The organism is Streptomyces desertarenae, assembly GCF_042681365.1.
Lineage (GTDB): Bacteria > Actinomycetota > Actinomycetes > Streptomycetales > Streptomycetaceae > Streptomyces > Streptomyces desertarenae.
The window spans coordinates 1-26,348 of sequence record NZ_JBHUFU010000031.1; the positions used below are offsets into that span (position 1 = coordinate 1).

At 74.0% G+C, this 26,348-nt stretch carries 22 protein-coding genes, 1 tRNA gene and 5 pseudogenes; 14 read left to right on the forward strand and 14 right to left on the reverse strand.

Translation table 11 applies throughout. The annotated features are described in order from the left end of the window. Positions 1–3: 3 nt before the first annotated feature. Positions 4–77: transfer RNA gene (locus ACFSJS_RS27345), tRNA-Met, on the reverse strand. 109 nt (positions 78–186) lie between these two features. Further along, positions 187–1,710 (reverse strand): aminotransferase-like domain-containing protein, encoded by a 1,524-nt coding sequence (locus tag ACFSJS_RS27350; protein WP_380905094.1) that lies wholly within the window; start codon positions 1,708–1,710, stop codon positions 187–189. Here ACFSJS_RS27350 and ACFSJS_RS27355 point away from each other — a divergent pair. The 3 genes and pseudogenes from ACFSJS_RS27355 to ACFSJS_RS27365 all read left to right on the forward strand — a co-directional run. Continuing rightward, the gene (locus ACFSJS_RS27355; RefSeq protein WP_380905096.1) at positions 1,709–2,605 is read left to right on the forward strand and encodes a DMT family transporter; all 897 of its coding nucleotides are present in this window, start codon (positions 1,709–1,711) and stop codon (positions 2,603–2,605) included. The two genes, ACFSJS_RS27350 and ACFSJS_RS27355, sit on opposite strands and share 2 nt — an antisense overlap. A gap of 214 nt (positions 2,606–2,819) precedes the next feature. Next, a pseudogene (locus ACFSJS_RS27360) lies at positions 2,820–3,167 on the forward strand (helix-turn-helix domain-containing protein); the annotation flags it as partial. Next, a pseudogene (locus ACFSJS_RS27365) lies at positions 3,158–3,394 on the forward strand (phosphotransferase); the annotation flags it as partial. The pseudogenes ACFSJS_RS27360 and ACFSJS_RS27365, both read left to right, overlap by 10 nt. Positions 3,395–3,467: 73 nt before the next feature. On the opposite strand, the gene ACFSJS_RS27370 reads toward ACFSJS_RS27365, so the two are convergent. The 5 genes from ACFSJS_RS27370 to ACFSJS_RS27390 all read right to left on the reverse strand — a co-directional run bounded on the left by ACFSJS_RS27370 (position 3,468) and on the right by ACFSJS_RS27390 (position 8,770). Next, on the reverse strand, positions 3,468–4,157 hold the full coding sequence (locus ACFSJS_RS27370) for a transposase (RefSeq protein ID WP_380905098.1): 690 nt from the start codon (positions 4,155–4,157) through the stop codon (positions 3,468–3,470). Further along, entirely contained in the window at positions 4,055–4,603 is a 549-nt protein-coding gene (locus ACFSJS_RS27375; RefSeq protein WP_380905100.1) for a winged helix-turn-helix domain-containing protein, read from the reverse strand. The genes ACFSJS_RS27370 and ACFSJS_RS27375 overlap by 103 nt, the downstream gene beginning before the upstream one ends. A gap of 9 nt (positions 4,604–4,612) precedes the next feature. Beyond that, positions 4,613–5,083 carry a putative quinol monooxygenase gene (locus ACFSJS_RS27380; protein ID WP_380905102.1) on the reverse strand — a complete coding sequence of 157 codons (471 nt, stop codon included), beginning with the start codon at positions 5,081–5,083 and terminating at the stop codon, positions 4,613–4,615. Next, positions 5,026–5,850, reverse strand: coding sequence for an alpha/beta fold hydrolase (locus ACFSJS_RS27385; protein WP_380905104.1), 825 nt, complete (start codon positions 5,848–5,850; stop codon positions 5,026–5,028). The genes ACFSJS_RS27380 and ACFSJS_RS27385 overlap by 58 nt, the downstream gene beginning before the upstream one ends. A 160-nt stretch (positions 5,851–6,010) precedes the next feature. Next, positions 6,011–8,770 (reverse strand): ATP-binding protein, encoded by a 2,760-nt coding sequence (locus tag ACFSJS_RS27390; RefSeq protein ID WP_380905106.1) that lies wholly within the window; start codon positions 8,768–8,770, stop codon positions 6,011–6,013. Positions 8,771–8,886: 116 nt separating this feature from the next. Here ACFSJS_RS27390 and ACFSJS_RS27395 point away from each other — a divergent pair. Then, positions 8,887–10,139, forward strand: a pseudogene (locus tag ACFSJS_RS27395) (helicase associated domain-containing protein); the annotation flags it as partial. A gap of 362 nt (positions 10,140–10,501) precedes the next feature. Here the strand turns inward: ACFSJS_RS27395 and ACFSJS_RS27400 are convergent. Further along, positions 10,502–10,861: a putative antibiotic biosynthesis monooxygenase gene (locus tag ACFSJS_RS27400; RefSeq protein WP_380905108.1), complete on the reverse strand. Its 360-nt coding sequence runs from the start codon at positions 10,859–10,861 to the stop codon at positions 10,502–10,504. A gap of 188 nt (positions 10,862–11,049) precedes the next feature. Between ACFSJS_RS27400 and ACFSJS_RS27405 the strand changes: the two genes are divergently transcribed. Beyond that, positions 11,050–11,379: a hypothetical protein gene (locus tag ACFSJS_RS27405; protein ID WP_380905110.1), complete on the forward strand. Its 330-nt coding sequence runs from the start codon at positions 11,050–11,052 to the stop codon at positions 11,377–11,379. 8 nt (positions 11,380–11,387) lie between these two features. Here ACFSJS_RS27405 and ACFSJS_RS27410 read toward each other — a convergent pair whose 3' ends face one another. Continuing rightward, positions 11,388–12,845, reverse strand: a complete 1,458-nt coding sequence (locus tag ACFSJS_RS27410; RefSeq protein ID WP_380905111.1) for an aldehyde dehydrogenase family protein — start codon at positions 12,843–12,845, stop codon at positions 11,388–11,390. Positions 12,846–13,113: 268 nt separating this feature from the next. Here ACFSJS_RS27410 and ACFSJS_RS27415 point away from each other — a divergent pair. Next, positions 13,114–14,284 (forward strand): annotated as a pseudogene (locus ACFSJS_RS27415) (IS701 family transposase); the annotation flags it as partial. Positions 14,285–14,342: 58 nt separating this feature from the next. On the opposite strand, the gene ACFSJS_RS27420 reads toward ACFSJS_RS27415, so the two are convergent. Beyond that, complete coding sequence (locus tag ACFSJS_RS27420) at positions 14,343–15,566, reverse strand: hypothetical protein (protein WP_380905113.1); 1,224 nt, start codon at positions 15,564–15,566, stop codon at positions 14,343–14,345. An 897-nt stretch (positions 15,567–16,463) separates the two neighbouring features. Between ACFSJS_RS27420 and ACFSJS_RS27425 the strand changes: the two genes are divergently transcribed. After that, positions 16,464–16,931, forward strand: a complete 468-nt coding sequence (locus tag ACFSJS_RS27425) for a hypothetical protein (protein ID WP_380905115.1) — start codon at positions 16,464–16,466, stop codon at positions 16,929–16,931. A 165-nt stretch (positions 16,932–17,096) separates the two neighbouring features. Here the strand turns inward: ACFSJS_RS27425 and ACFSJS_RS27430 are convergent, their stop codons facing one another. Further along, the gene (locus ACFSJS_RS27430; RefSeq protein WP_380905133.1) at positions 17,097–18,278 is read right to left on the reverse strand and encodes a ferric reductase-like transmembrane domain-containing protein; all 1,182 of its coding nucleotides are present in this window, start codon (positions 18,276–18,278) and stop codon (positions 17,097–17,099) included. A gap of 223 nt (positions 18,279–18,501) precedes the next feature. Here ACFSJS_RS27430 and ACFSJS_RS27435 point away from each other — a divergent pair, with 223 nt between their 5' ends. Genes ACFSJS_RS27435 through ACFSJS_RS27450 form a run of 4 tightly spaced genes read left to right on the forward strand, consistent with a single transcriptional unit; the run spans position 18,502 to position 22,815 of the window. Beyond that, positions 18,502–19,269: a class I SAM-dependent methyltransferase gene (locus ACFSJS_RS27435; RefSeq protein WP_380905117.1), complete on the forward strand. Its 768-nt coding sequence runs from the start codon at positions 18,502–18,504 to the stop codon at positions 19,267–19,269. Then, positions 19,266–20,354, forward strand: a complete 1,089-nt coding sequence (locus ACFSJS_RS27440) for a pyridoxal-phosphate dependent enzyme (RefSeq protein WP_380905119.1) — start codon at positions 19,266–19,268, stop codon at positions 20,352–20,354. Before ACFSJS_RS27435 ends, ACFSJS_RS27440 begins: the two co-directional genes overlap by 4 nt. After that, positions 20,351–21,589, forward strand: coding sequence for an ATP-grasp domain-containing protein (locus ACFSJS_RS27445; protein ID WP_380905121.1), 1,239 nt, complete (start codon positions 20,351–20,353; stop codon positions 21,587–21,589). Before ACFSJS_RS27440 ends, ACFSJS_RS27445 begins: the two co-directional genes overlap by 4 nt. After that, positions 21,586–22,815 carry an MFS transporter gene (locus tag ACFSJS_RS27450; protein WP_380905123.1) on the forward strand — a complete coding sequence of 410 codons (1,230 nt, stop codon included), beginning with the start codon at positions 21,586–21,588 and terminating at the stop codon, positions 22,813–22,815. Before ACFSJS_RS27445 ends, ACFSJS_RS27450 begins: the two co-directional genes overlap by 4 nt. Before the next feature lie 34 nt (positions 22,816–22,849). Here the strand turns inward: ACFSJS_RS27450 and ACFSJS_RS27455 are convergent, their stop codons facing one another. Further along, positions 22,850–23,509, reverse strand: a complete 660-nt coding sequence (locus ACFSJS_RS27455) for a sigma-70 family RNA polymerase sigma factor (RefSeq protein ID WP_380905135.1) — start codon at positions 23,507–23,509, stop codon at positions 22,850–22,852. A gap of 16 nt (positions 23,510–23,525) precedes the next feature. Between ACFSJS_RS27455 and ACFSJS_RS27460 the strand changes: the two genes are divergently transcribed. After that, the gene (locus tag ACFSJS_RS27460) at positions 23,526–23,798 is read left to right on the forward strand and encodes a zf-HC2 domain-containing protein (protein ID WP_380905125.1); all 273 of its coding nucleotides are present in this window, start codon (positions 23,526–23,528) and stop codon (positions 23,796–23,798) included. Between the two features lie 192 nt (positions 23,799–23,990). Here ACFSJS_RS27460 and ACFSJS_RS27465 read toward each other — a convergent pair whose 3' ends face one another. Continuing rightward, positions 23,991–24,656, reverse strand: a complete 666-nt coding sequence (locus ACFSJS_RS27465; protein WP_380905127.1) for a hypothetical protein — start codon at positions 24,654–24,656, stop codon at positions 23,991–23,993. Between the two features lie 266 nt (positions 24,657–24,922). On the opposite strand from ACFSJS_RS27465, the gene ACFSJS_RS27470 reads away from it, so the two are divergent. Beyond that, a complete protein-coding gene (locus ACFSJS_RS27470) occupies positions 24,923–25,195 on the forward strand; it encodes a hypothetical protein (RefSeq protein ID WP_380905129.1) in 273 nt (90 codons plus the stop codon). A gap of 142 nt (positions 25,196–25,337) precedes the next feature. On the opposite strand, the gene ACFSJS_RS27475 is transcribed toward ACFSJS_RS27470, so the two are convergent. Beyond that, positions 25,338–25,754, reverse strand: coding sequence for an SAV_915 family protein (locus tag ACFSJS_RS27475; protein WP_380905131.1), 417 nt, complete (start codon positions 25,752–25,754; stop codon positions 25,338–25,340). Positions 25,755–26,145: 391 nt separating this feature from the next. Between ACFSJS_RS27475 and ACFSJS_RS27480 the strand changes: the two are divergent. Then, positions 26,146–26,348: pseudogene (locus ACFSJS_RS27480) on the forward strand (chitinase); the annotation flags it as partial.

Sequence of the window (26,348 nt, forward strand, 5' to 3'; positions counted from 1 at the left end):
CAGTAGCGGGGACAGGATTTGAACCTGCGACCTCTGGGTTATGAGCCCAGCGAGCTACCGAGCTGCTCCACCCCGCGGCGATGTCTGAACTGTACGGCATGGCGGGGCCGTCGGCGAAACGGGCCGGTCGGGCCGCCGTCCGGGCGCGGCCGGCCGCACCGGGGCGGCGGCCCGACCGGCCCGCTCTCAGGCGGACGGCCCGGCGCAGCCCGGCCGGGGTGCGGCAGGGCCGCCGGGGGTTTCCTCCGCGTCCGGGGTGCCGCCGAGCCGGGGACAGGCCCGGCGGAGTCTGCGGACCCCCTCCTCGAACTGCCCGGCCCCCGGGGTGTTCACGTAGCTCAACCGCAGGTGGGGGCCGGGCGCCTCGGCGGCGAAGTAGGGACCGCCGGGGGTGACCGCCACTCCGGCGCGCAGGGCCGCGGCGGCGACGGCGTTCTCGTCGGTGCCTCCGGGGAGCCGCAGCCACAGGTGGTAGCCGCCGTGGGGGGGCCGGTCGGGGAGGAGGCGGGGGAGGACCTCGCGCAGGGCGGCGAGGGCGGCGGTCCGGCGGTCGCGCAGAGCGGCGGCGAGGGAGCGCAGGTGGCGGGACCAGGCGGGAGAGCCGACGAGTTCGAGCGCGGTCTCCTGCAGGGGGCGGGGAACGAAGAAGCTGTCGATCACCTGGATGGCCCGGAGGCGTTCGTAGACGGGTCCGCGGGCGGCGAGGGCACCGATCCGCAGGCTGGGGGAGGTCGCCTTGGTCAGCGAACGCACGTGGACGACGAGTCCGTCCGGGTCGTCCGCGGCGAGCGGCGGCGGCAGGCGCGGCGTGTCGGCGTGGACCAGGCGGCGGGCGAAGTCGTCCTCCAGGACGAAGGCGCTGTGGGACCGGGCGATCCGCAGCACCTCCCGCCGCCGTTGCGGGGACAGCACGGCACCGGTGGGGTTCTGGAACAGCGGCTGGCAGACGAAGGCCCGGGCCCTGGTGGCCCGGAACGCCTCGGCGAGCAGATCGGTGCGGATACCGTCGGCGTCGACCGGTACGGGGACGGGGCGCAGGCCGGCGGCGCGGGCCACGGCGAGGAGGCCGGGGTAGGTGGGGGATTCGACGAGGACGGGGGCGCCGGGTGAGGCGAGGGCCCGCAGGGCGGTGGTGAGCGCGCTCTGGCCTCCGGCGGTGATCAGCACGTCGGAGGCGCCGAGACGGCCGTCCGGCCCGCCGATGTCGCGGGCGAACCAGTGCCTGAGTTCGGTGATCCCCTCGACAGGGGGCCGGGACCACGCGCCGGGCCTGCGGCCGGCGCGTGCCAGGGCCGCGGCCAGGGCGGACTCGGGTTGCAGGACCGGGTGCAGGTACCCGCCCCCCAGGTCGATGACCTCGGGGGGCGGAGGGGTGAGCGTGGCCAGCAGCCCCTCGGCGCCGGCGCTGCGGGAACTCGCGTCGACGGGGGCGGGGGAGGGGTCCGCGCTGAGCGCGACGTCCTGCCAGGAGACGTCGCCCGGCGGGCCGGCGGTGCGCGGGGGGACCGAGCGGAAGACGCCCGTTCCGGGCCGGGAGACCACGAGGCCCTCCGCGGCCAGGGCGGAGACGGCCCGGGAGACCGTCACCGGACTCACCCGGTACCGGCTCACCAGTTCCCTGCTGGAGGGCAGCTTTTCGCCTTCGGAGTAGCGGTGCAGGTCCTTTCGCAGGGATGCGACCAACTGGGCGACGCTGCTACTGTCTTGCATGACAGCACAAGATAGCGCTACTCATCCTGTGGCAGTAGCGGCGAGCCGGGGCACCTCGCTCGCGGCACTCGCAGTGGTCTCCTTCTCGCTCAGCTTCCCCGCCACGGTGTGGGCCCTGGACGGTTTCGGTCCGTGGACGGTGACCGGTGTGCGGGGGCTGCTGGCGGGGCTCCTGGCGTCGGCGTGCCTGGCCGGAGCGCGCGTGCCCGTACCCGAACGCCGCCACTGGCCGGGCCTGCTGACGGTGGCCGGCGGATGCGTCATCGGCTTCCCCCTGCTGTCCACCCTCGCCCTGCAGGTCTCCACCACCGCGCACTCGGCCGTGGTCATCGGCCTCCTCCCCCTGGCGACCGCCGCCGTCTCGGCCGCGATCACCGGCCGGCGCCCGCCCCGCGCCTTCTGGGCGGCCGCCGTCCTGGGCGCCGCCGCCGTCGCCTCCTTCGCCCTCCAGCAGAGCGGCGGCCTGCCCACGTCCGGCGACCTGTACCTCTTCGGCGCCCTGCTGGTGTGCGCCGCCGGATACGCCCAGGGCGGAAGGCTCACCTCCCACCTGCCCGGCTGGCAGGTCATCGCCTGGGGCGTCGTCGCCGCCCTCCCCGTCTCCGCGCTCGTCACGGCCCTCGCCCTGCCCTGGGAACCGGTCCGCCCGACCGCCGAGGCCGTCGTCGGCATGGCCTACCTCGCCGCCGTGTCCCAGTTCGGCGGCTTCGTCCTGTGGTACCGGGGCATGGGCCTCATCGGCGTGCCCAGGGCGAGCCAGATCCAACTCGCCCAGCCCCTCGTCACCCTCGTCTGGTCGGTCCTCCTCATGGGCGAGCGGCTCTCCCCCCTGGCGCCCCTGACCGCCCTGGTGGTCCTGTGCTGCATCGCGGTCACCCAGCGCGTCCGCGGCTGAGGCACCCCGCGCTCTCCGGCGGGGTCCGGTCGGGCCGGCGTCCGTGCCCTCCGCGGCCGGTGCGCGGGGGGAGCCGTCGCGGCGGACCCGCGGCGGCTCCTCCCGTCCGGTCCGCGGGGAGCCGCAGCCGGTGCTCCGAACGGGAAGGTTCGCCGGGTCGGCGATTGGAGCGGTCGGACGGGCGGTGATGTCCGCTCCGATCGCTGGAGGTGCGGTGGCTGAGCCGGTGCGGGTGCGCGGACTGACCGACCGGGAGGGGCGGACGTTGCAGCAGATCGTGCTCCGGGGCAGCACCAGTGCGGTGTGCTGTCGCAGGGCGGTGATGCCGCTTGCGTCCGCCGGCGGGAACCGTGTCCCTGTGATCGCCCGGCCGGTCCCGGCCGACGAGGACACGGTGCGGGATGTGATCCACCGGTTCGACGGGATCGGCCCGGCCTGCCCGGATCCTCGATGAGCGGGAGGCCGTCCCCGCCCACTCAGCCGTGACGGCGAGGACTTCGTCGTCCAGACGGCCACCACCCGTCCCGCCAGGCTCGGCCAGTCCTTCACCCGCTGGTCGATTGGGACGACGTCACACTCGGCGACCCGGCCGAGGACCTCGCGGCCATCGGCGCCGGCTACGGCCCTGAGCTCCTGGAGCGAGTGCTCACCCTGGGCGACTGGTCACACCACGGACTCCTCACCCGCATCGCCGCGATCCGCGGCACATTCGCCCTGCAGCAAGTCCTCACCGCACTCCGCGACGGCGACAAGGAAGAACTCGGGGATGGCCTGGCCGACCACCGCTGAGGCATACCAGCACACCCGCTCCATCGAGCACTGCACACCAACAGCAGCCCTGCGAGCCTTCCCGGTCGGAGCACTACTGATCTTTTCGTAGGTTCGGTGGGTGTGCTGGGTGGATGGTCAGGCCGGTGTGAGCGAGGAAGGACCATGGCGGTTGTGGATTGTGGTTGATGCGGTGGATGCCTTGCTCGGTGGCGTCGGCGACGTCTGCGAGGTGGTCGTCGGCGAGGTTGGCGAGTTCGCGCTCCTTGAGCGAGGACCACAGCAGTTCCACCGGGTCCGGCTCGGGAGCGTAGGCGGGTGATCGCTCCAGAGTGAGCCAGTCCTGCTCGGCGACCCAGGCGCGCATCGCCCGGCTCCAGTGGGCGGACAGGCCGTCCCAGACCAGCACCACTTGCTCGCCGCGGTAGAACGCCTTCATCTGCTCGAGGACTTCGATGAGGGCGGTGGTGTCGTAGCTGCCGGGCTTGAGGTGGAAGCAGAGGCGGGCCCCGCGTTCGGGATCAGTGGAGTGGTAGCCCAAGGCCCCGGCCATCGACGCCCGCTTCCGGTTCAGGCGGTGCCGCAGCAGTGGGGTCCGGCCGCGGGGTGCGTAGGTTCGGCGGATCCGGGGGAGCAAAGAAACGCCCGATTCGTCGAGGAACACGGTCCAGGCACGTGTGTTCACCGCCCCCTTGTGATGCGCGGCCACTCGTGCGCGATCCAGCGGGCAGTCTCGGACTCGTCCCGCTCGACCGCCCTCCGCTCGGGACGTCGCAGATTCCACCCCAGCCGACCGGTCAGCAGACGCCACACCGACGCCCTCGACAACGACACCCCCGTCACCCGCTCGACAACCAGGCCGACTCGCTCCAGGGTCCACAGGTCGGCCTCAAAACCATGAGCCTGAGCTCCTCGCGATAACGCGGCCCGGACCGTCTCGACCCGGGCGTCGTCCAGCTTGGGCGGGCGACCGGTGGCTGCACGCCGCCGCAGGGCCGAAACGCCGCCCTCCTCCCACACTCGACGCCAACGCCGCACACTCCCGGCACACACACCCACCGCCCGCGCGATCGCCACGTTCGAGGCACCCTCCTCGAACAACTCGACCGCCCGAACGCGCCGTGCTTCCGCCAACTGAGGCCGCGACAAGGGAGGAGGAGACGAGCCGGCAGCCGAAGGTGAGGGTTGATAAGCCACCCCGAAAGCCTCCCACTCGCAAGGCCGGCACACCCACCGAACTTACGAAAAGATCAGTAATGGGCGGGGCGGGGCGGGGCGGAACGGACGCGGCAAGCGGATGCCGTCCTCGATGGATCCGTCGATCAGTTCGAGCATCTGCGGGACGAGTTCCCGCATCCGGGGCGCGGCGAGGTGTGCGTCGAGGTGGGCGCGTGTCTCCCGGCGTTCGTAGATGACGAACTCGCCGGGTCGGCCCTCGACTTCGTGGGACTCGTAGTCGATGTTGCCGGGGTCGTTGCGCGAGGGGTGACGGCGGCGGTGATGAACGCCTTGAGGTCGTCCTCCCTGCCCGCCTTCGCCTTCGCGTCCCAGACGGCGGTCACGTAGCCGGTGGGTGCTGCGGTCATGGTGATTCCTGCTCTGTTCCGTGTCGTGTTCCGTGCTGACGGGCTGTGTGCCGGTACCGAGCCGGGTCAGCTCTTGATGAAGTCGAGGAGGTCGGCGTTGACGGTGTCGGCGTTGACGGTGCACATGCCGTGCGACAGGCCCGGGTAGACCTTCAAGGTCACGTGCTCGACCAACGTGACCGCCGACCGGGCGGAGTTGGAGATCGGGACGATCTGGTCGTCGTCGCCGTGCAGGAGGAGCGTGGGCACGTCGATCGCCCGGAGGTCGTCGGTGAAGTCCGTCTCCGAGAACGCTCCGATCCCCTCGTGGTGCGCCTGCGCGCTGCCGGCCATCCCCTGGCGCCACCAGTTCTGGATGAGGCCCTGGGAGACGTCCGCGCCCGGACGGTTGAACCCGTAGAACGGCCCGGAGGCGATGTCGAGGTAGAACTGGGAGCGGTCGGCGGCCACGCCCTCGCGGAAGCCGTCGAAGACCTCCACCGGCAGCCCTGCGGGGTTGGTTTTCGTCTGGACCATGAGCGGCGGGACCGCTGCGATGAGGACGGCCTTGGCAACCCGGCCGGCACCGTGCCTGGCGACGTACCGGGTGACCTCTCCGCCACCGGCGCAGTGGCCGACGTGGACGACGTCGCGCAGACCGAGGTGCGCCACCACGGCGGCGGCGTCCGCCGCGTAACGGTCCATGTCGTGCCCGTGGCCGACCTGGGCGGAGCGCCCGTGCCCGCGGCGGTCGTGGGCGACGACGCGGTAGCCCCGCCGGACGAGGAACAGCAACTGGGCGTCCCAGTCGTCCGAGCTCAGCGGCCAGCCGTGGTGGAACATGACCGGTCGGCCCGAGCCCCAGTCCTTGTAGAAGATCTCGACTCCGTCGCCGGTGGTGACGAACGGCATGGTCCGCTCCTCGTGGTCTCGCCCGGGCACCGGGCGGATTCGATGTCTCCACGAGAATGGCTCGGCCACCGTGCCGACAGCCTCCGTCGGCTGACTGACATCCGGCCGACGGCTCGCTTACGTCAGTACCGGGGCAGTGCTGAGACCCGACCGGTGGCTCTCACAGCCGGGTGGCCGGAGGCTCGGGAGGCAGCGCCTCCAGAGCGTCGCGGAGCCCGGCCCGCGACGTGATCCCCAGCTTCGGGAACACACGGTAGAGATGCGACGACACGGTCCGCGGCGAAAGGAACAGACGCGACGCGATCTGCGGGTTCGACAGCCCCGTCGCCGCCAGCCTGGCGACCTCCAGCTCCTGCGGGGTGAGGGTCTCGCCGGCCTTGCCCCGGCCGGTCCGCGTCATCCCGGTGGCGCGGAGCTCCGCCGCGGCCCGGGCCTCCCACGAACGGGCCCCGAGCTCCTCGAAGCGGCCGCGGGCGGCGGCCAGCTGCCCCCGGGCCTCGCGGTTGAGCCCCTGACGGCGCAGCCTCTCGCCGTACGCCAGATGAGCACGGCCGACCTCGAAGGGCCACTGCTCGATGCCCGGCAGCCCGAGCGCCTCCTCGAAGCACCGGACCATGTCCTCGGCAGCCGATGTCATCGCCGTGACCGTGGCCGCGCTCAGCGCGAACCGCGACGAGAGGTGACCGACACCGGCGTCGCGCAGCGCGTCCGCGTGCCGTCGCGCCTCCGCGTGCCGCCCGGAGCGCACGGCGGCCTCGACGAGGTCCGGCGCGGACCACACGGCCTCGGGGTTGAACGCCGGCAGCGCCCCCGGGGCGCAGATCGCCGTGGCGTGCCGGAACGCCGTCTCGAAGTCGGCGGCGCCGAGGGCCGCCCGGGCCGCCGCCTGGTGGGCGCAGTTCTCCAGCCGCCGCAGGCCCCTGGGACCCGACCACCCCCAGATGTCCTCGCAGTGCTCCCGGCACGCGTCCAGGGCGCCGCGCTGGGCCGCGGCCATTGCAGCGACGTAGTGCCCCACCTGGGCGAACAGGTGGTACCCCGTCTCCTCGGACAGTGCGATGAGCTCGTCCGCGGCGCCGGCCGACGCCTGCCACCGGCCGGCGTACAGGTCGTCCAGGGCGACGAACATCAGGGCCGGCATGCTCGATCCCACCGCGCCGCCGTCGCGTATGACCCGGGACACGGCCTCGCGACAGCCCGGAAGCCGGTCGAGGTACGAGGCGGTCAGGGCGGTGCGGATGACCACGTCGGCGTCACTCTGGTCCCTCAGCCGCGCGATCTCCTCGTCCAGGCGGCGCAGCATGCCGTCGGTGACGGAGCCGAGGTCGTGGTGGACGCGCCCCAGCGACGCCGCGGCGGCGGGCGCCGCCTCGGGGAACCGGGCGAGCACGTCGACCAGAGGCTGCCAGTGCTCGGGCCGGCCCGAGTACTGGCTGACGAGGGTGAGGGTGAACAGCGCGGTCTCCAGCTCCTCATGCGGAGGTCCGGGCGTCACCGGGGCCTGCTCGACCGCCTCCACCAGGAGTGCCTGGGCCGTATCGGCGTCGCCTTCCGTGACGAGCACCAGGAAGCCGGCCGTCGCGGCCGCCGAGAGCGACCGGGCCGCCGGATTGCCCTCGACCTCACGCATGATCTCGTGGCTGACCTCCAGATGGCCTGTGACCCAGGCGGCGGCATAGGCGGCCTGCGACAGGCGGCGCCTGCGGTCCGCCCGGTCGGTGCTCAGCTCGGCCGCGCGCCGCAATCTCGCGATCGCGCCGTCAGCGTCACCGCGCCGCAGGCTGCTCCGGGCCGCCGACTCCACGACGGTGGCGACCGCCTCGTCGGGCGCCGTCGTGGCTCTCGCGAGGTGATCACCGCGCCGCTCGGGCTGGTCGGCCAGCGCGTCGGCCAGCCGGCGGTGGGCGCCGCGCCGCTGTTCACCGGTGGAACCGTCGACTACCGCGGACCTGACCAGCGGATGCCTGAAGCGCACCGCGCGGCCGTTCTCCGTGACCATGACCAGGTGGTCGCGCTCCGCGGGAGCGAGTTCCTCAAGGCTGCCCGGCCCGCCGGCCGCCTCAAGGACGCCGATGTCGCCGGAGCCCTCAAGAGCCGCGAGCAGCAGTACCTCACGCGTCCCCCGCGGCAGTCGTCCGACGCGGGCGCCGTACAGAGCGCGGACATCCCGCCCCGGGCCGCTCGCCCACCCCGCCCCTTGGCCGTGTTGGTCGCCGGACACCCCGGTGGACCCGGCGAACTCGAGCAGCGCCAGGGGGTTTCCCTGCGCCTCGTGGGCCACGGTCGAAAGAACCCGGCGGGGAAGGTGGGCAAAGCGTCGGGACAGCAGCCGCAGGGCGTCCGCGTCACCCAGCGGCGCGACCTCGAGCTCCGGCAGACCGGTGGACCGGAGGGATTCGCCGGACTCCGCCCGCTGCGCTCCGAGCAGCCCGATGCGGCGGCCCCCCAGTCTTCGGGCGACGAAACCCACCGCGGCCCGGCTCGCCTGGTCGACGACATGGAGGTCATCGACCACGAGGAGCAACGGCCGCTCCTTCGCGGCCTCGTCGAACAGGGACAGTGCCGCGTTCAGGACGGCGATCCGGCTCGGCGCGGGACCGGCGCCGAGACCGAGGGCGACCTCGAGGGCCTCCCGCATGGCACGCGGCAGACGACCGAGCTCGTCCGGCAGCGAGCCGACGAGCTGATGGAGCCCCGCGAAGCTGATGTCCGTCTCGTACTCGACACCGCTGCCGCGGACGACCCGCACCCCCTTCGCCACCGCCAGCTCGGCGGTCGCGTCCAGGAGTGCCGTCTTCCCCACGCCCGGATCACCGGTGAGCAGCAGAACAGCTCCGTCCATCACGGCCATGTCCAGGAACGCCGCAAGCTCGGCGAGCTCGCCCTCCCGGCCGACCAGCCCGGTCGGGCCGACGCCCATGCCTGTCCCTGACTTCGCCCACATCCGCCGCGTCCCTCGTCCTGCCTCGCGAAGCAGTCGAAACACTAGCCACGCACCTGGCCAGGAAGTATTGCACCCACCGGCAAACGGAGCCTGAAGCCATCTGCTTCGCCGACACCCCCAGCTCCCAGACGAAGATCGTGCAGAGCACCCGTCGGGCGCCGCAGCCCCACCGCAACGACAGCACCAAGGGCGCGCGGATCATCGTGCCGGTCCTCCTCCCGCCCGGCAAAGACCGGCCGACACGGTCGCCTCCGCCGGCTACCGCCCCCTCGTCGCCGTCCTCCAGAGGTCTGCGCAGTCACGATGGGACTCGTCGAGCAGTTCGCCTCCCGCGCCCACACCAGCGGACAGCGCACGATCCACGTCCGACGCGACGAAGACGACGGATCATCGGCGCCGGCACCGGCGGCAAGGACGACGGCGAAGACCAGGCACACTACGACGCCGACGCCGACGCCGACGCCGGCGCCGACGCCGCTGCCGAGTCCGCCCTGCTCCGCTTCTCCACCTCGCGCGACCCAGCGACCATCGCGGCCTTACTGCGCACCCGGGTCTACCGACCCGGATCCCGGATCCGGCCGCAGGGCTGACAAGCCCTGCGGCGCTGGCGAGCCGAGAACGAGATCACCGGCCTCTACGCCGTCCCGTACGACACGGGACCGGGGTTGGCGCGACGAAGGCTTCTCCGCTTGGGAGTGGCTTCACCAGCAGGGAAAGGCGCTGCGGGCGGGCGAGCTGGAACCGCGGCGCAAAGAGCTGCTCGACGCACGCGAGGCCGGGATGGTCTGGGAACCGGGCGAAGAGGCCCGGGAGGCCGAGCTCGCCGCGATCGCCCCGGACCGGAGGTGCCCCCCTGGCCCTGGACTGGCAATGCCACCACCGTGTCCTCGCCGACCTGGTCGACGCCGACGGCAGCCTTCCCGAGATCCGGCCCGGAGTGCTGATGGATGGCGACGACATCGGACGGTGGCTCCAGCGGCAGACCCAACCGGGCACACGGGCGCAGCTGTCGGCCGAACAGCAGGAGCGACTGTCCAGGTTGGGCATCAAGCCCGTCGAGGCTCCGTTTGGCGCCCCGGCGGCAACGCATGTGGCGAAAAGGGGCCCGAGCAACGCGCAGCAGGCGTTCCGACGCGGCCTGGCAGCCCTCGCGCAATGGGTTGAACGGGAAGGCGCCCGCCGGCCGGTCCCGCGCGACAACAGCGAACAGATCACGGTCGACGGCGAGACAGAACCGGTGGTCGTGAAACTGGATGCGTGGACATCGAACACCCATGCGAGGCGAGACGGGCTCAGCCAAGAGCAGCGGGAAGCGCTGTGGGTGCTGGGGGTTGAGTGGGTATGACGCCGGTAGTCCCCAGGCGGTCACCCATCTGGACGCATCCACGCACGCGCGAGGCCCCGGGCCGTCATGCAGATCCCGAGATCTCGTGCTGCCTGCAGATTCAGGCCGTGAGCTTCTTGAAGACCGTCTCGAAGCGGTCGAGGGTCTCGTTGTCGACCTGCTCGAAGAAGGCTTCCTTGTCGTGGGTGCGCTGGTGTGCGGGGCCTACGTGGAGCCCAGGGTGACGACCGGGTACGCGTGTTGCCCGAACGCCTGGGAGACGCCGCGGCGGGTCTCGTCGCGGCCTCGTGCCGTGAGCCTGCGCAGTGGTCTGTGGTGTGCGGGCGCCGCGGAGCACACCGGCGGCGGAGCCGGGCTGTTTGTCATCTGGTGAGCCAAGCTCCGAAATGCCGCTGCAGTCGGGGATTGATCTGCCAGACCATCGCTGCTGCCGCCGCCGGGACGAGTACAGCGAGTCGCACCGGCAGGTACAGATCCTCCAGAACAGGGTTCGTGGCCAGGCCCAGCAGGACGATGGTGGGGTAGATACCGCACACGGTGAGGAGCCACAGCTTCCAGCGCCGGACGGCGGCCGGAACGGTGGGGCCGAGCCGGGGTTCGGCGTTCGCGGACGCGTTCCGGCTCTGCTCCCGGAGCGTGTGCCGGATGCCGGTCACTGCCGGTGGGCTTGGCAGTCCAGGATCGTCGGCACCGTAGGCATGGGAAACAACTCCCTCGTTCATGGACCACTCCAAATCGAAACGTTGCGTATCGTTTTGATTCCATCGGTTCCTGCGCGACCGAGGCGATGTCGGCGCTGCGTGATGGGCTGCCCGCGCGCAACAGCGGCAGCAGTTGCCGGGTGAGCAGCACAGGGCCCAGATGGTTCACCGCCGGCCGCTGCTGGTATCGGTCTGCTGGCATGCTTCGGATGGTGCCGTTCCAGGTGAAGCCCACACCCGCGTTGCTGACCGGCACGTCGAGGATCGTGCCGTGCCGCCACTTCGGCCGCGAGTCGCTGAGTCCCGGCCAGAACAGGCAGGCCGGCGATGTATTGCTCGGTTCCGAAACGCTGCGCGATCGGCATCAGCCGCTGCGGGGCACGACCGTGCAGAAGCAACTGGTGCACGGCTTCCGCAAGCTCCTCAGCCAGAGCGGGACCAAGACCGTTCGTCGCTCCGGTGATCAGAATCGAGGCCATGGTGCACCCTTCCTGTGCAGGAGGGCTGCCCGGCGCCCAGGTGGGCGCCGGGCCAGGTGATGATCTGATCAGTGAGCGGACTGGGTGTGGTCCTGCTCCACGTACACCTTGAGGGCCTGGAACTCCTCGATCGCTCGCGGGCCGCACAGGTAGCCGTAACCGCTTCCCTTGACGCCGCCCTCCTCGAAGTCCTCGCTGATGGCTCCCCAGGTGTTGATCCATACCGTGCCGGTGCGGACGCGCCGGGCGATCCGGCGGGCCTTCATCGAGTCCGAGCTGAACACCGAGGCGGCCAGGCCGTAGATGGTGGCGTTCGCCTTGGCCACGGCGTCGTCCTCGTCGTCGAAGATCTCGAACGTCTGGACCGGGCCGAAGACTTCTTCCTGCACGATCCGGACGTCGGTGCGGTCCACCTCGATCAGGCTCGGCCGGTAGAACGCGCCGGCGGCCAGCGGGCCGTCGGTGACCACACCGCCGCGCAGCAGTACCGTGCCGTACGAGGTGGCTTCCTCGACGATCGCGTCCACCCGCTGGGCGGACGCCCGGTCGATCACCGGGCCGAGCTGGGCCTTCTCGTCGTCGCCCGACCCGAGCCGCACCTGCGCGAGCGCGGCGGTAAGCCGAGTGCGCACCTGGTCGGCGATGTCCCGGTGAACCAGTACACGGGAGCCGGTGCAGCAGAACTGCCCGTTCATCAGCACCAGCGACTGCACCACGGTGGGGATCACCATGTCCAGATCGGCGTCGGGAAAGATCACCATGGGCGCCTTGCCGCCCAGCTCCAGACCGAGCCGCTTGAGTGTGGTGGAGGCCGCGGCCGCGATGTGGCGCCCGACCGGCGTACTGCCGGTGTAGTTGATCACGTCGACCTTGTCCGAGGAGACCAGGAACGGGGCCCCGGTGTTGCCGGACTCGGTGAACACGCTGACCACGCCCGCCGGGATCTCCGGGACCGAGGCCAGGGCCTGCGCGAAGAGCTCATTGGTCAGTGCCGTCTGAGCCGGAAGTTTGACCACGACGGTGCAGCCGGCGGCCAGCGCCGGGCCCAGCGCCCGCACGGTCAGCATGATGGGGGAGTTCCAGGGAGAAATGATCCCGGCGACGCCGAGCGGCTCGGGCACCGAGTGGGTGTACTGGCCGGGTGCCGTCTCGGCGGCGCGCCCGGCGGTCTGGGTGCGCACAGAGGCCGCCGCGTACCGCAGCCACCCGACTGCACCGCTGACCTCCCACGTGGTCTCACCCAGCAGCTTGCCGTTCTCCCGGGACAACATGGCCGCAACCTCGGGTACCCGGGCCTCGAGGGCGTCGGCCAGCCGGCTGAGGGCGGTCGCCCGGAGTGAGGGAGTGCGCGCCCATTCGGTGGTCTCGAACGCGGCGGCGGCTGCGTCCACGGCGGCCGAGGCCTCTGCCTCGCCACCGTCGTAGAACGAGCCGACGACGGTGCCGTCGGCCGGGTTGATCGATTCCAGAACCGAGCCGGAGCCGGTCCACTGTCCGTTGATCCAGTGCTGCGCGATGGTGTTCATGGTCCGCTCCTCGTGGTCCCACCCGGGTACCGGGCGGATTCGATGTCTCCACGAGAATGGCTCGGCCACCGTGCCGACAGCCTCCGTCAGCTGACTGACATCCGGCCGACGGCTCGCTTACGTCAGTACCGGGGCAGTGCTGAGACCCGACCGGTGGCTCTCAGAGGGCGTTTGATGTAGCCGAATTGCCGCTTATGCCCTAGTAGGGCTTGGTCATCTCTATTCGTGGGTGGCGTGTCTGCTTGTTCGTCGGTGCCGTCGGGCTGGTGTGACATCTGAGGAGTCGGCCGGGGTCCGGGAGGACCTGGAGGCGTTCGCGGCGGAGTTGTTCGACGGGTTCTTCCGTGCGGATCAGCGGCGGTGGGGGCAGGCGTATGTGCGGGGGCTGCTGCTGGACGGGCGGCGCAAGTCGGTGGAGCCGATGGCGGCCCGGCTGGGGGAGGACGGCAACCGGCAGGCACTGGCCCACTTCATCACCTCCAGCCCGTGGGATGCGGCCCATGTGCGGGCCCGGCCGGCCTGGAGGATGCACGAGGCGATCGGCCCGGAGGCGTTGATCACCGACGACACCGGCTTCCTGAAGGACGGGGACGCCTCGGCATGTGCGGCCCGGCAGTACACCCGCACCGCGGGCAGGGTCACCAACTGCCAGGCGGGCGTCTCGGTGCACCTGGCCACCGACCGTGCCCCGGCCGCGATCGACTGGCGGTTGTTCCTGCCCGCCTCCTGGGATCCGGCCTCGCCGCGGGCCGATGCGGACAAGGCCGCCCGCCGCACTCGCTGCGGGATTCCCGACCACGTGGGGCATGTGGAGAAGTGGCAGCTGGCTCTGGACATGATCGACGAGACCCGCTCGTGGGGCATCGGCATCCCGCCGGTGGTCGCGGACGCCGGCTACGGCGATGCCGCCGCCTTCCGCCACGGGCTGGAGGAACGCGGCCTCACCCATGCGGTGGGCATCTCCTCCCGTCACACCGCTCATCCGGCCGAGGCGCGGCCCGTTCAGCCCGCTTACGCGGGTGCTGGGCGTCCGCCAAAAGCCCGGTACCCCGAGCCTGCGCAGACCGTGAAGGGCCTGGTCGTCGCGGCCGGGAAGGCGGCGGCCCGGCCGGTGTCCTGGCGGGAGGGCTCCCGTCCGGGCACCGGCCGCAGTGGCGTCGAGCGCATGTACCCGCGATTCGTCGCCCTGCGCATCCGCCCGGCCGGACGCGCGTCCGCAGGGCCGCCAATGATCCGGAGCTGCCCGAACGGTGGCTGCTGGCGGAGTGGCCGGCCACCGAGCCGGAACCGGTGCGGTTCTGGCTGTCGAACCTGCCCTCGGCATGCCGCTGGCCACCCTGGTGCGGCTGGCCAAGCTCAGCTGGCGCATCGAGCACGACTACCGCGAGACGGAACAAGCCCTGGGCCCGGCCCACTTCGAGGGCCGCACCTGTACCGGCGCCTGCCCTACCTGCCACCGCGACGTACCCACACCCATACGAACCTGACCGAGCCCTCCTAGCCCCCGCACAGCGGAACGTCCGGCAACCGGTCGTCCGGATGGCTGATGTAGATGTTGGAGACGTAGCCGCCGTACTGGGGCAGGTAGGCCCACCAGTCGTTGGTGTACGGCGGGACGGAGACGACCTGTCCCTTCCGCTGGCAGCCCACCAGCACCTCCACGCCGGCGGGAAGCCGCGTCGTCGAGTTGTCCGCGATGAACGGCTCGCTGCGGACGTTGACGCCCGAACCCCAGGTTCCGTACCACGTCCCGGAGGGCGCGGTTCCACCGGGTACGTCCAGCGAGCGGGTCAGACGGCCCAGGTCGGTGAAGGCCCTGCCGTAGGACGTGCCGTCCGGGTGCAGCGTGAACACGGCCACGATGGAGCGGTCGCCGGCGCCGACGGTGCCGGTCGTGTGCAGTGCCGGGCGGGCCAGGTCCACGTCTGCGGCGGCGGGGGCACCCGGGCCGGGACCGTCCGCCGGGGCGGGGGAGGCGCCGGCGGGACCGCACGTGCCCGCCGCGTACCGGCCCGACCAGCCCTGCTTCACGGCCCACGGGCGGTCGAACGCGGCCGCGATCCCGAAGTGCTGGTCGAACGCGTCCGACGCGCAGCGCGTCGACTGGCGCAGATGACCCATGACGAGGTCGCGCACGGGCGCGGGCGCCGTGTCCAGGAGGTAGCGGTAGACCCGCACGGTGTCGCGGGCCGACATGGCGGTGTAGCCCCAGTACCCCTCGCGGCCGGCGGGGGGCGGGGCCGTGTCGGTGAGCCCGAGCCGGGCGGTCATGCGGTGGACGATCGCGGATCCGCCGTACGTCGACCAGTAGTGGCCGGCCGCGCCGTCGTCGCTGCTGCGGAGCATCGCGCTCAGCCGGGTGCGGTCGGCTGCCGGGACCGCGTAGTCGGGGCCCCGGTTCCACAGGAAGTCCAGGGCCAGCAGCAGTTTGACGATCGAGGCCGAGCGGAACTGCGCCCCCGCGTTCAGCTGCTCGGTGAAGCCGCCGGTCTGCCGGTCGAACACGGCGATCCCGGCCGTCACGCCGGCGGGGACCTGGGCGTCCGGCCCCGCGGCGGGCGAGGTGCCGCCGGCCCGTTCCGGTGCCGCAGCCGCGGACTGCGGGAGGGCGGCACCGGTGAAGGCCAGGGAGAACAGTGCCGCCAGCGCGGCGAGAAGGCGCCCGGGCCCGCGGCCCGTGGCGGATCGGGGGGCGGTGGTGCGGCGCATATCGTCACCCATCCTCGAGTGGTGGGACGGCGGGGCGTTCACGGAACCACGGTGCTCGGTCGCGCGACGGGGTGTGCCCGCGCGGCAGGCGGCACCGCTCGGGGCGGCGGGGCGGCGGACACGTCCCGTGGGATCAGGGGACGGTGCACTCCGCCGTGCCGGGCCGGGGACCGGCCGGTGCGGCTCGCGTGCCGTCGGCTGGCCGTGGTGATGCCTGGACGGCGTCTCCGCCGAACACCACGGCCGGGGAGGACGGCGACCGCTGCCGCGGCCCTTCTCGCGGACATGCTCCAACCCCCGTTCGACGGGATCCGACGGCTCCTCACGTCCCGCACGGCCGGCCCCGTCGGGGATCCGCCGCCGGGCCGGTGTGCCGCGGTCGGCGCTCCCTCCCGGGAGGAGCCCTTCCCCGTGCGGTCTCCCGCCGGGGGCGGGAGCCCGCGAGCGGCGCGCGGATGCCGGGACGTCGCTCGTGAGCCTCCCACCGCGGGGCCGCTCCTGTCACTGATGGTGGTCATGCGACATCCCAGGTGATCGATGAGGTGTTCCTTGTGGCCTCAGGCGGAGCGGCTGCCGCCGGTGCGGCAGCGGCCGGCAGGGGAGCAGCCGCGCGGCGGGAGCGGGGGGTTGCCCCCGGCGCGCCCTGGGCAGAGTCGCGGTGTGACGAGCCCGCTCCCGGGACTGCCGCCCCCGCCGGACGGGCGGGGTGAGCCCCGCCCGCCGGCCGCGCCGCGGGTGGCCGGGCCCTGGCAGGGCCGGCACGCGGTGAGGAGCGGTCACGCCACGGCGGCCGACGGGAGGTGGGTCGCGGGGAGAACAGGCAGGGACCCACTGCTCGGGACCGTCTCCGCGCGCCGTCCGGACCGGTGGCGGTACGCCGCGAAGGCCGCGTTCGTGGGTGTCCTGCCGATGGCCGTGCTCGTGCCGGTCCTGATCGCGGCCGTCGGCGAGGGCGGCCGGCGCGAGGCGTTCACGACGACGGGCCTGGTCCTCGGGGGAGGGTGGCTGCTGTTCACCCTGTGCTACGGGCTCCAGCACCGCGACGTCGTCGTGCAGGTCGGGACGCGCACACTCGCCGAGGTGGAAGCCGGCGACAGCATCGAGATGCCGCTGTACGAGCTGACCGCCGTCGCGGTGGTCGACCGGGCGCGGGTCGGTCCGTGCCTGCGCCTCGCGCACGGCCACCGCCGCCTTGTCGTCCCCTGCGGCCTGCTGGAGGGGAACCAGCGGCTGTGGGACCTCGTGTACCACGGCATCCGGCACTCGGTCGCCTCCGGCGCCGGGGCCGACGAGCGGACGCGCCGGCTGCTGGCCCTGCCTCCACCCCGTCCGCCCGGAGGGGCAGCGGACGCCGACCGGTCCGGAGGGCCCCGGTGACGAGGGCCGCCGACCGCACCTCCGCCGCCGCGTCCGGACGGGCGGCCGCGCGCCCGGCGCGGACGTCCTCCTCCGGGGCCGGTGCGGCCGGGGCGCCCGCGGACGGGTGCCTCGGCGCCGGGCGCGGGGCCGGCTGCCCGAGCGGGCCGCGCCCCCGCGCGGCCGTCAGTGCCGCTCGCGCCCCTCGCCGGGGGCCGCGGCCCCGGAGCCGGCGGCGGCCCCGGCGTCTTCGGGCGCCGGAGCGCGCCGGGCGGGGCGGAGGCGGTAGGTGACGGCGCAGAGGGCGACGAGCAGCACCACCAGCCCCGCCCACACCTGGGCCTGACTGACGTTGAGCCCGGCGCCGGCGACACCGGGGGTGCGGCCGCCGTCCCGGCCGGTGGCGGCGACCACGAGCAGGCCGACGACGACGGACGCGGCCGCGATCCGGCCGGCCAGGCGGGCCGCCAGCGGCACCGCTCCGGGGCGGCCGGCGGCGTCGCGCAGGTGCAGGCGCTCGCCGCGCCGGGCGGGGGCCAGCAGGCGGGCCAGGAGCAGGGCGGCGACGGGGAGCTGAAGGAGCCAGACCAGGGTGCGGAAGGCGCCGTCGTACCAGACGTTGGTGCCGTACAGCAGGGTGTGCCACACGCTGAGGGCGTAGACGACGATGACGAACCGGTGCAGGGCCCGCCACAGCCGGGCCCCGGTGGACCGCCGCAGGTAGTAGGCCAGACCCAGCGGAATCGCCAGGTAGAGGGCGAGCAGGCCGATCAGGATGGCGATCCGGCCCGTCCCGGAGGAGTAGAAGCCGGGGACGAAGACCTCGGCGAAGGAGGTGCCCAGCCGCCCGGCCCAGCCCAGCCCGTCCTGGTTGGTGCGCACCAGTTCGGCGAAGAACATCGCGGCGTGCGCGAACATCAGCCCGATCGTGGTCAGGCTGGTGGTGCGGTGCCACCGCTCGATCCGTGCCGCGGGCACCCGCAGCCACCCCGGGCGGGCGCTCGATCTGACCAGGCCCAGCACGACCGTGATCCACGCCCATAACAGCCCGGACCAGCCGAACGCCTGGCACAGCCAGTACATCCAGTACCGGTCGGCGTCGGCCAGGTCGGGCATCACCTGGAGCGTCATGGACGTCCCGGAGGACACGCGCGCGTACAGCCAGGCGAAGACGCCCGCGGTGATCACCAGCGCGGCGGTGGCGTCGGGCACCGCCGCCCGCAGGTCCGCTCGCAGCGCGGACCGGTCGAACCACTGACGTCGCTTCACCGGGGCAGGGGGCTCCACCATCGTAGGGGCACCGCTTTCTCGTGGGGGGTGGACGACTTTCCCGGTCGGGTGTCCGCACGCCGGGGGCGCGGAATCCATCACGGGCGCCCCGAGAGTAACCACAAGCCGCAGCCCGGCAAAGGCCCGTGCGGCGTGGCGGCCCTCCCGCCCGCGCCGACTGTTCCTTCACATCTTCTTCACTTCCGTGGCGGGAACCGGAGCGGGGGCGCGTCCGACGCCTGATGCGTGGGCAGATGCGCCCACCGGGCCGGGCGCCGCGCCGTCCGGCTCCGGTCGGCCCCGGAATCGAGGTGGCGGCACCATGCACTGGTACGAGGACGACACGCTCTGGTCCGACTTCTCCGAGACGATGTTCTCGGGACGCAGACGCGCCGAGGTGGCCTCGGTCGTCGCGAAGTCCCCGTTGTTCGACTTCCCCGCCGGCGCGCGCGTGCTGGACCTGTGCTGCGGTCCCGGCCTGTACCTGGTGCCGCTCGCGGGCAGCGGGTACCGGGTGACCGGGGTCGACCTCAGCCCTCTCATGCTGGAGCGGGCCCGCACCGTCTGCGAGGAGGCCGGGGCCCGGGTCCGGCTGGTGCGGGCGGACATGCTGGAGCACGTCGAGCCGGAGTCCTACGACGTGGTGCTGAACGTCTACACGTCCTTCGGCTACTTCGACGACCCCCGCGACAACCTCCGGGTGCTGCGCAACGCCCACGACTCGCTGGTGCCGGGCGGGCGGCTGCTGGTCGACGTGATGGGCAAGGAGGTCCTCGCCGGCTGGATCGGCCGCCCCCAGCTCGTCGAACTCGACGACGGCGCCTACGTGGTGCAGCGCGACACCGTCCTGGACGACTGGACGCGGCTGCGCACCGACTGGACGCTGGTGCGCGGCCGGGCGGCCCGGGAGGCGTCGATCACCTCCTTCGTCTACAGCGCGGCCGAACTGCGGGAGCTCTTCACGGCGGCGGGCTTCACCGACGTGGAGTGCTACGGCGACTTCGACGGCGCCCCCTACGACCAGCACGCGCGGCGGCTCGTCGTGCGCGGCACCCGGCCGGGCGCCCCCGCACCGGCGGAAGGGCGGTGACCCCCGTGAGCACCGCACCGGCTCCCCCCGTGCACGAGCACATCACCGACGCCCTGAAGGCCCCCGACCTGATCCGGCTGGGCGACAACGTCGTGCTCGCCCGGTTCGAGACGCTGAAGGTCTACGCCGCGCTCGGGGCCGTCCGCGCCCTGCTGGAGCGCGGCGCGGTGGCACCGGGCCAGACCCTCGTCGACAGCTCCAGCGGCATCTACGCCCTGGCCCTGGCCCTGGCATGCCACCGCTACGGCCTGGGCTGCCACATCGTCGCCTCCACCACCGTCGACACCACCATGCGCGCCCAGCTGGAGATCCTCGGCGCCACCGTGGACCAGATGCCGCCCTCCCAGGACCTGCGGCTGGACCAGGAGCGGCGGGTGCGGCGGGTGCGGCAGCTCATCGCGGACCGGCCCGACATGCACTGGATGCGCCAGTACCACGACCCCGTGCACTACGCCGGGTACCGCGAGTTCGCCGACCTGGTCGACGCCGCACTGCCCGGCGCGCCGCTGACCGTGGTCGGCGCCGTGGGCACCGGCTCCTCCACCGGCGGGCTCGTCCAGCCGCTGCGGGAACGCGGCAGAAAGGTGCGGTCGGTGGCGGTGCAGCCCTTCGGCAGCGTCACCTTCGGCAGCGAGCGCTTCAGCGACCCCGAGGCGATCATCGCCGGGATCGGCAGCTCGATCCCCTTCGGCAACGTCCGCCACGACCTGTACGACACCCTGCACTGGGTCGACTTCCGGCACGCCATGGCCGGTGCCGTCGGCCTGCTGCGCGACCACGCGGTGTTCGCGGGCCTGTCCACCGGTGCGGCCCACCTGGTCGCCGGCTGGGAGGCCGCCCGGCACCCCGAGCGCCCCCACCTGGTCATCGGCGCGGACACCGGCCACCGCTACACCGAGCGCGTCTTCGCCCGGCACCGCGAGGCCCTCGACCCCCGCGGCCTCAAACCCCACCAGATCACCTCGCTCGCCGACCTCGCCCTGCCCTGGTCGGCCATGGAGTGGGGGCGGCGGCGCCACGAGGTGCCCTCCGCGCCCGCGCGGCAGGCCGCGGCGGCATCGACCACGAAGGAGCGGACCGCATGACCATCGCCGCCCTGGAGGAGCTCACCTTCGGCCTGGGACGCCTGGTGGAGGCGGCCGGGAGGGCCGGGCACCGGCTGTGCCTGCTCACCGGGAACCGGGACGTCTACCGCCACGAGCTGGCCCGGCTGGCGCCCGACGCGCTCGACACCGTCGACGTCGACACCCGCGACGAGGCCGCCACCGCCGCCGCGCTGGCGGAACTGCCCGACCTGTGCGGCCTGGTCAACTCCACCGACACCTGGAGCGTCCCCGGTGCGGACCTCGCCGCCGAGTTCGGCCTCCCGGGCCCCGACCCGGCGGCGGTCCGCCTGCTGCGGGACAAGCACCGGGTGCGCAACCTGCTGCACGAGCGGGGACTGAGCCGCGGCCGAGCCCTCGCGGTGCGCCCCGGCCCCTCGGCCGCCGCCGAGGTGCTCGCCGAGGTCGGCCTGCCGGCCGTCCTGAAGGACTCGGCGGGCACCTCCTCCCGCAACGTCTGGGTGGTGCGCGACGAGCGGCGGTTGCGCGAGGCCCTCGCCGAGGCCGCGCAGCGCTCCTTCGCCGGAAAGCTGTTCGCCGAGCCCTTCTTCGCCGGACCCGTCTACAGCGCGGAGACCCTGAGCTGGAAGGGCGAGACGCGGCTGCTGGGCGTGCTCAGCCGCCAGATGTCCCGCGAACCCTCCGTCCGGGAGGAGGCCGCCGCCTTCCCCGTCGCCCTGCCCGGCGCCCAGTCCACCGCGCTGGAGACGTGGGTGGGACGGGTACTGGAGGCCGCAGGCCACGACCGGGGCTTCGCGCACGTCGAGTTCGTCCTGACCGCGCAGGGCCCGGAACTGGTGGAGATCAACCGCCGTATCGGCGGCGCACTCGTCGGCGAGGCGCTGTGCCGCGCCCTGGGGACCAACGTCTACGACGCCGTGGTCGACACGGCGCTCGGCCGGCGCCCCGCCCTGCTGGACGCACCGGCCCCCTCCGGTCCCGCCACCGCCTTCGTCCTCCTCTACCCCGACCGGCCCGGCACCCTCACCGGCTGGTCGGGGCTGGAGCACCTGCCCGACTTCCCCGGATCCCCCCGGTGGTACCCCACCGCGGCCCCGGGGGACCGCGTGGAACACCTGGGCGACCAGCGCGGCTGCACCGGGATCGTCCTGGCCGAGGGCGCGACCTCGGAGCTGGCCCTGCACCGGGCGCTGAGCGCCGCGGGAAGCGTACGGCCGCTCGTCGCGCCCGGCCGCACGGCCGAGCACCGGGAGTGAGACGGGGAACCGGCCGGCCGCGGTTCACCGGGCCGCAGCGGTTCCTGCTGGCCGGCTCCTTCCTCATCCCCCTGGGCAGCTTCGCCGTCCTGCCGTTCGTGTCCGTGCTGCTCCACCAGCGGATGGGCATGGACCTGGGCACCGTCGGGGTGGTCCTCGCCGTCGCGTCGCTGGTCCAGTTCTCCGGCGGGGTGGCCGGGGCGGCGATCGCCGAACGGCTCGGGCTGCAACGCACCATGCTGCTCGCCCTGGTGGTCCGCACCGCCGGCTTCGCCGCCTTCCTGCCCGGACTCCACCGGCCCCCGGTCGCCGTCGCCGCGCTCCTCCTCGTCTCCTGCGGCGCGGCGCTCTACCTGCCCGCGAACAAGGGCTACCTGGTGCACCGGGTGGCCGAGGAGCACCGCCCGCTGCTGCTGTCCGCCGGCAACTCCGCCTTCAACGCCGGCATCGCCCTGGGGCCCCTGGCCGCCGCCCCCCTCGTCCTGGGCTCCCCGGCCGTGCTCCTCGGCGCGGTCACCGCGCTGTTCGCGGCCGTCACCGCCGGCCACGCCCTCCTGCCCGCCGAGGCACCCGACCGGCCGCCCGGGGACACCGGGGACCCCGGGCGGCGGCCACCGCGCCGGGAAGGACCGTTCGCGGGACTGGCCGTCCTGCCCTTCGCCGCGACGGTGCTGAGCCTGTACGTGTTCATGTTCTTCCAGCACTACGCCGCGGTCTACTCGGTGCCCCGGACCTCGCCGTTCTTCCACGGTCTGGTGCTCGCCCTCTACGCCCTGCTCCTCGTCGTCGCCCAACCCGTCCTGTCGGACCGGATCGCCCGCCTGCCCTACGGCCGCGCGCTGCGGGTCGGCTTCGCCGCGATGGGCGCCGGCATGGCCGTCCTCGCCGTCGGCAACCACGCCGCGATCCTGGCCGGGGCGCTGCTGATCTGCCTCGGCGAGACCGTCCTCTTCCTCAGGAACGACCTCGAAGCCCTCGCCCGGTCCCCGCGTACGCCCGCGGTGGTCTTCGGCCACCAGCGGCTCGCGGCGGGAATCGGCGCCTTCGCCAGCGGCGTCGCCGGGGGCGAGGGCTACCGGCTCGCCGAACACGCGGGCCGGCCCGGTCTCTTCTGGGCCGCGGTGGCCCTCCAGTGCGCGCTGTCGCCCGTGCTCCTCGCCGCGGCGCCCCGCCTGCGCCCCGCCCGCGCAGCCGGCCGCCGGGGCCGGGGCCGGTGCGGCGGGTGATTCCCCGCCGCGCCGGCCCGGTCCGCGTTCCGCTTCAGACGCGGGGACCGGCGAGGCTCGGCGCCTCCGCCGCCGCACCCCCCTCGCGGTGAGGCCCCGGCCGCCCGTCCGACTCCGCCGCGCCCAGCAGATCGATCAGGGTCCCGCGTGCCCGGGCCACCCGCGAGCGCACCGTACCGACCGGGCAGCCGGTCACCGCGGCCGCCTCCGCGTAGGGAAGGCCGAGGAGCTGCGTGAGCACGAACGCCTCGCGCCGGTCCGCGGGGAGGGCCGCGAGGAGCTCCGACAGCGCCACGCCCTCCTCGAACCCCGGCAGCCCGCAGGGCTGCTCACCCTCCACCGCCGACTGCCAGTCCTCGACGTCCGCCATCCGGGGGCGGGAGGAGGCGGCGCGGAACCGGTCGGCCACCACCCGGCGGGCGATCGCCAGCAGCCAGACGCGGGCGGGGGAGCGCCCCTGGAACCCGGGAAGGCCGCGCAGGGCCCGCAGGTAGGTGTCCTGGACCAGGTCGTCCGTCGCCCGCGCGTCACCGCTGAGGTGGGTGACGTACCGGCGGACGTCGCGCAGGGTGCCCCGCACGAAGGACTCGGTCGCCACCGGGTCGCCGAACCGCGCCGCCAGGGCCCACGCCGTCACCTGCTCGTCGTCACGCACGGCCCTCCTCCCGAACACGCCGCTGCCGTCCGGGCCCATCGGGGAGGATGGGGCCATGCCGTGCTCCCGTTTCCGCACCGCCCTCTCCGCCCGCGTCGACGGCGAAGCGCTGCCGCCGGACACCACCGGCCCGGCTCTCGACGCGCACCTGGCGTCCTGCGCGCCGTGCCGCCGGTGGGAGGAGGACGCCCGGCGGCTGCGGGAGGCCACGCTCCCGGCGGACGACGGCGACGCCTGCGGTGCCGACCGGCTGCTCGCGCGTCTGCGGGCGGACCTCCGGGGGCACGCCGAGGGCGGGCGGGGGTGGAACGGCACGCGGGCCGGCTGAGGGCCGCGGCGGACCGCATCGCCGTGCGGCCGCGTCCGGGGCGGGCCGGGCCGGCGCGGGCCCGTGGTCGTGGTCGTGGACAGGGTTCATCGTCTGGGGTCCTCCGGGTGGACCGGCCGTCGGCGGCCGGTGGACGGGCGGCCGGAGGGGAGCGGCACCGCGCTCCGGCCCCCGGCCGATGGCTCCGTGCTGTCACGCGACAGCAGCCGGCCGGGGCGGACCCCGCGACGAGACGACGTGGACCAGCACGAACCGCCGGAGCGGACGCCATAAGCTCCGGACCGGCCCGGGGCGCGGGCACGGCACGGGTGCGCCACCGGCCGCGAGGAGGACGAGCGGCGCGCGCAGCCATGCCGACAGCGCCCGGACGAGCCGGTACGCGGCCCGCTCACCGCCCGACAGCCACAGGGCGCCGGCCAGGGCGATCAGCAGGTGGACGGCCAGCATGCCGGCGGCTCCGCCCGCCATGGACGGGCCCCCCGCGGCCTGCGCCACGGTGTGGCCGGCATGCGGGAGGCACCCGGCCTCGGCCGGCGAACCGCACCACGGACGGCTCGCGGGATCCCCGGCGAGGCGGAGGCCTTCGGGGGCCGGCGGCCACCGGACCGCCTGGACGAGCGAGAACCCCGTGTGCAGGAGAGCCTGTGAGGCCAGGGCGGCCGCCCCCACCGACAGCGGCCGCTGCTCACGTCCCGTCAGCCCCCACACGCCCACCGCCGTGACGCAGACGGCGCCCGCCACGGCCCACGGGGAGATGGGGGCGCCGGACACCGCGGTGTGCCCCAGCATCGTGGACAGCACGCACACCACCGAGAACACCGCGGTGCGCAGCGCACGCAGGACGACTCCCGTACCCATGGCCCGCCCATGGTCGCACTTCCGGTACGTACCTGGAATCGGACGGTCGAAATTCCTCGGAAACGTGTTCGCCGCACGGCACCGCCGCGGCCGCCCGGAGCGGTGGCGCCGGGCCTGGTCCCGGGCCCGTCGGCCGCTCCGCCCCGGACACCGCGGGACCGGTGCGCCGGCGCCCCGCCGCTCCGGCCACCGGTATCCGCGCCCCGGGCGGGGGTACCCGCCGAAGGCGCACGCCGCGCGGCAGGCGGACGAGAAGGGAGCACCCCATGCCCGACCAGGACACGACACCCTCCGGCCCCCCGGACCCGCCGGACCGGCCGGGGCACGAGGACCGGCCGCGGTACACCGAGCGGAACCCGGTGGAGGAGGACCCGGCGGTGCAGCGCTCACTCGCCGACGACAACACCGCCACGGCCCTCACCGGCGAGGAGCAGGAGGACCGCGGCCCCCTGGCGCCGAGCTTCCGGGCACCGGGCGAGCCCGCCGAGCGGGAACCGGGTGAGCCCTCCCGGCAGGAACCCTCCCCGGACCAGGACTGACGCGCGCTGCCGGCCGCCGGGAAGCGGCCGGCAGCGCAGCCCGCGGCGGCGAGGGGACACCTCCGGCGGCGGGTACGGAGACGGTGGGGCGGGCACGGGCCGCGTCGCCTCCGCGCGGGGCGCCGGCGGCTCCCCGGGGCCCCTACCGTGCTCCGGCGGCCCTTTCGCGCAGTGCGGCCCGCCTGCGGCAGCGGACTCTCCACGGCCGATCCGGACGGGTCGCGGCCCGGCTGCCGGCCCGGGCCCGGCTGCGCTTCCGGAGCGGCTGCCGGCCGGCGGCCCCGACCACCTGCGGATCGACGGTGATGGCGGTGCACCCCAGCGGTGCGGTCAGGGAACGCAGGGCGGACACCGAGAGCCTGATCCAGGGGTGCTCCGGACCGAGGATCGCCGTCAGCCGCGCGGGGGTGGTGAAGGCGACCGCGGTGCGCTGCCCGCGGGGCGTGCGGAAGAGCCGGGTCACACAACCGCGGGGGCCCGGCCGGACGGGGATGTACAGCAGCCCGGCACCCCCCCGCTCACCGGGTTCCGAAACCCCGCCGCGCAGAACGTCCGCCATGGGTTCCTCCAGGCAAGAGACCAAGCCCCGGCCCTGCGGACCGCCCGGGGACGCGGTACCGATGCGATGCCCGGAGGCCACGGGGCGCCGGCGCCGCGCGCCACCGGGCCGGCGCCGCGCGTGCGGGCATGCGGGCGTCGTCGTCGGGGCGGCCCGAGGGCCCCACCGCGACGGGTGGCCCGCGCGGGGCTTCCGGCCGGAGCGCCACCGGCCGGACCCCTGACAAGACGGTACGCCAGGAGCCGCCCCCGCGCCTCCCGTGCCGGTGGCCGGGGGCCGGGCCTCTTGACAACGGGATTGGTCTGGACCAGCCTTCCGGGGCGGCCCGGTGACCGCCGCGCCGCCCCGCACGCGCCCCACCCCCCACCGCCCCCGACGTACGGAGACAGCCGTGGACCGCACCTCCGCACAGGTCAGCAGAGCGAGACACCCCCGCATCCGCACAGGGCTCGCCTTCGTGGCGTCCGCGGCCCTCCTCGCCGGCGGCGCGACCGCGCTCGACGGCCGCACCGCACACGCCGCGGAGGCGAATCTGGTGCGCAACGCCGGTTTCGAGTCGGGGCTGGGCGGGTGGACGTGCTCGGCGGGCAGCGG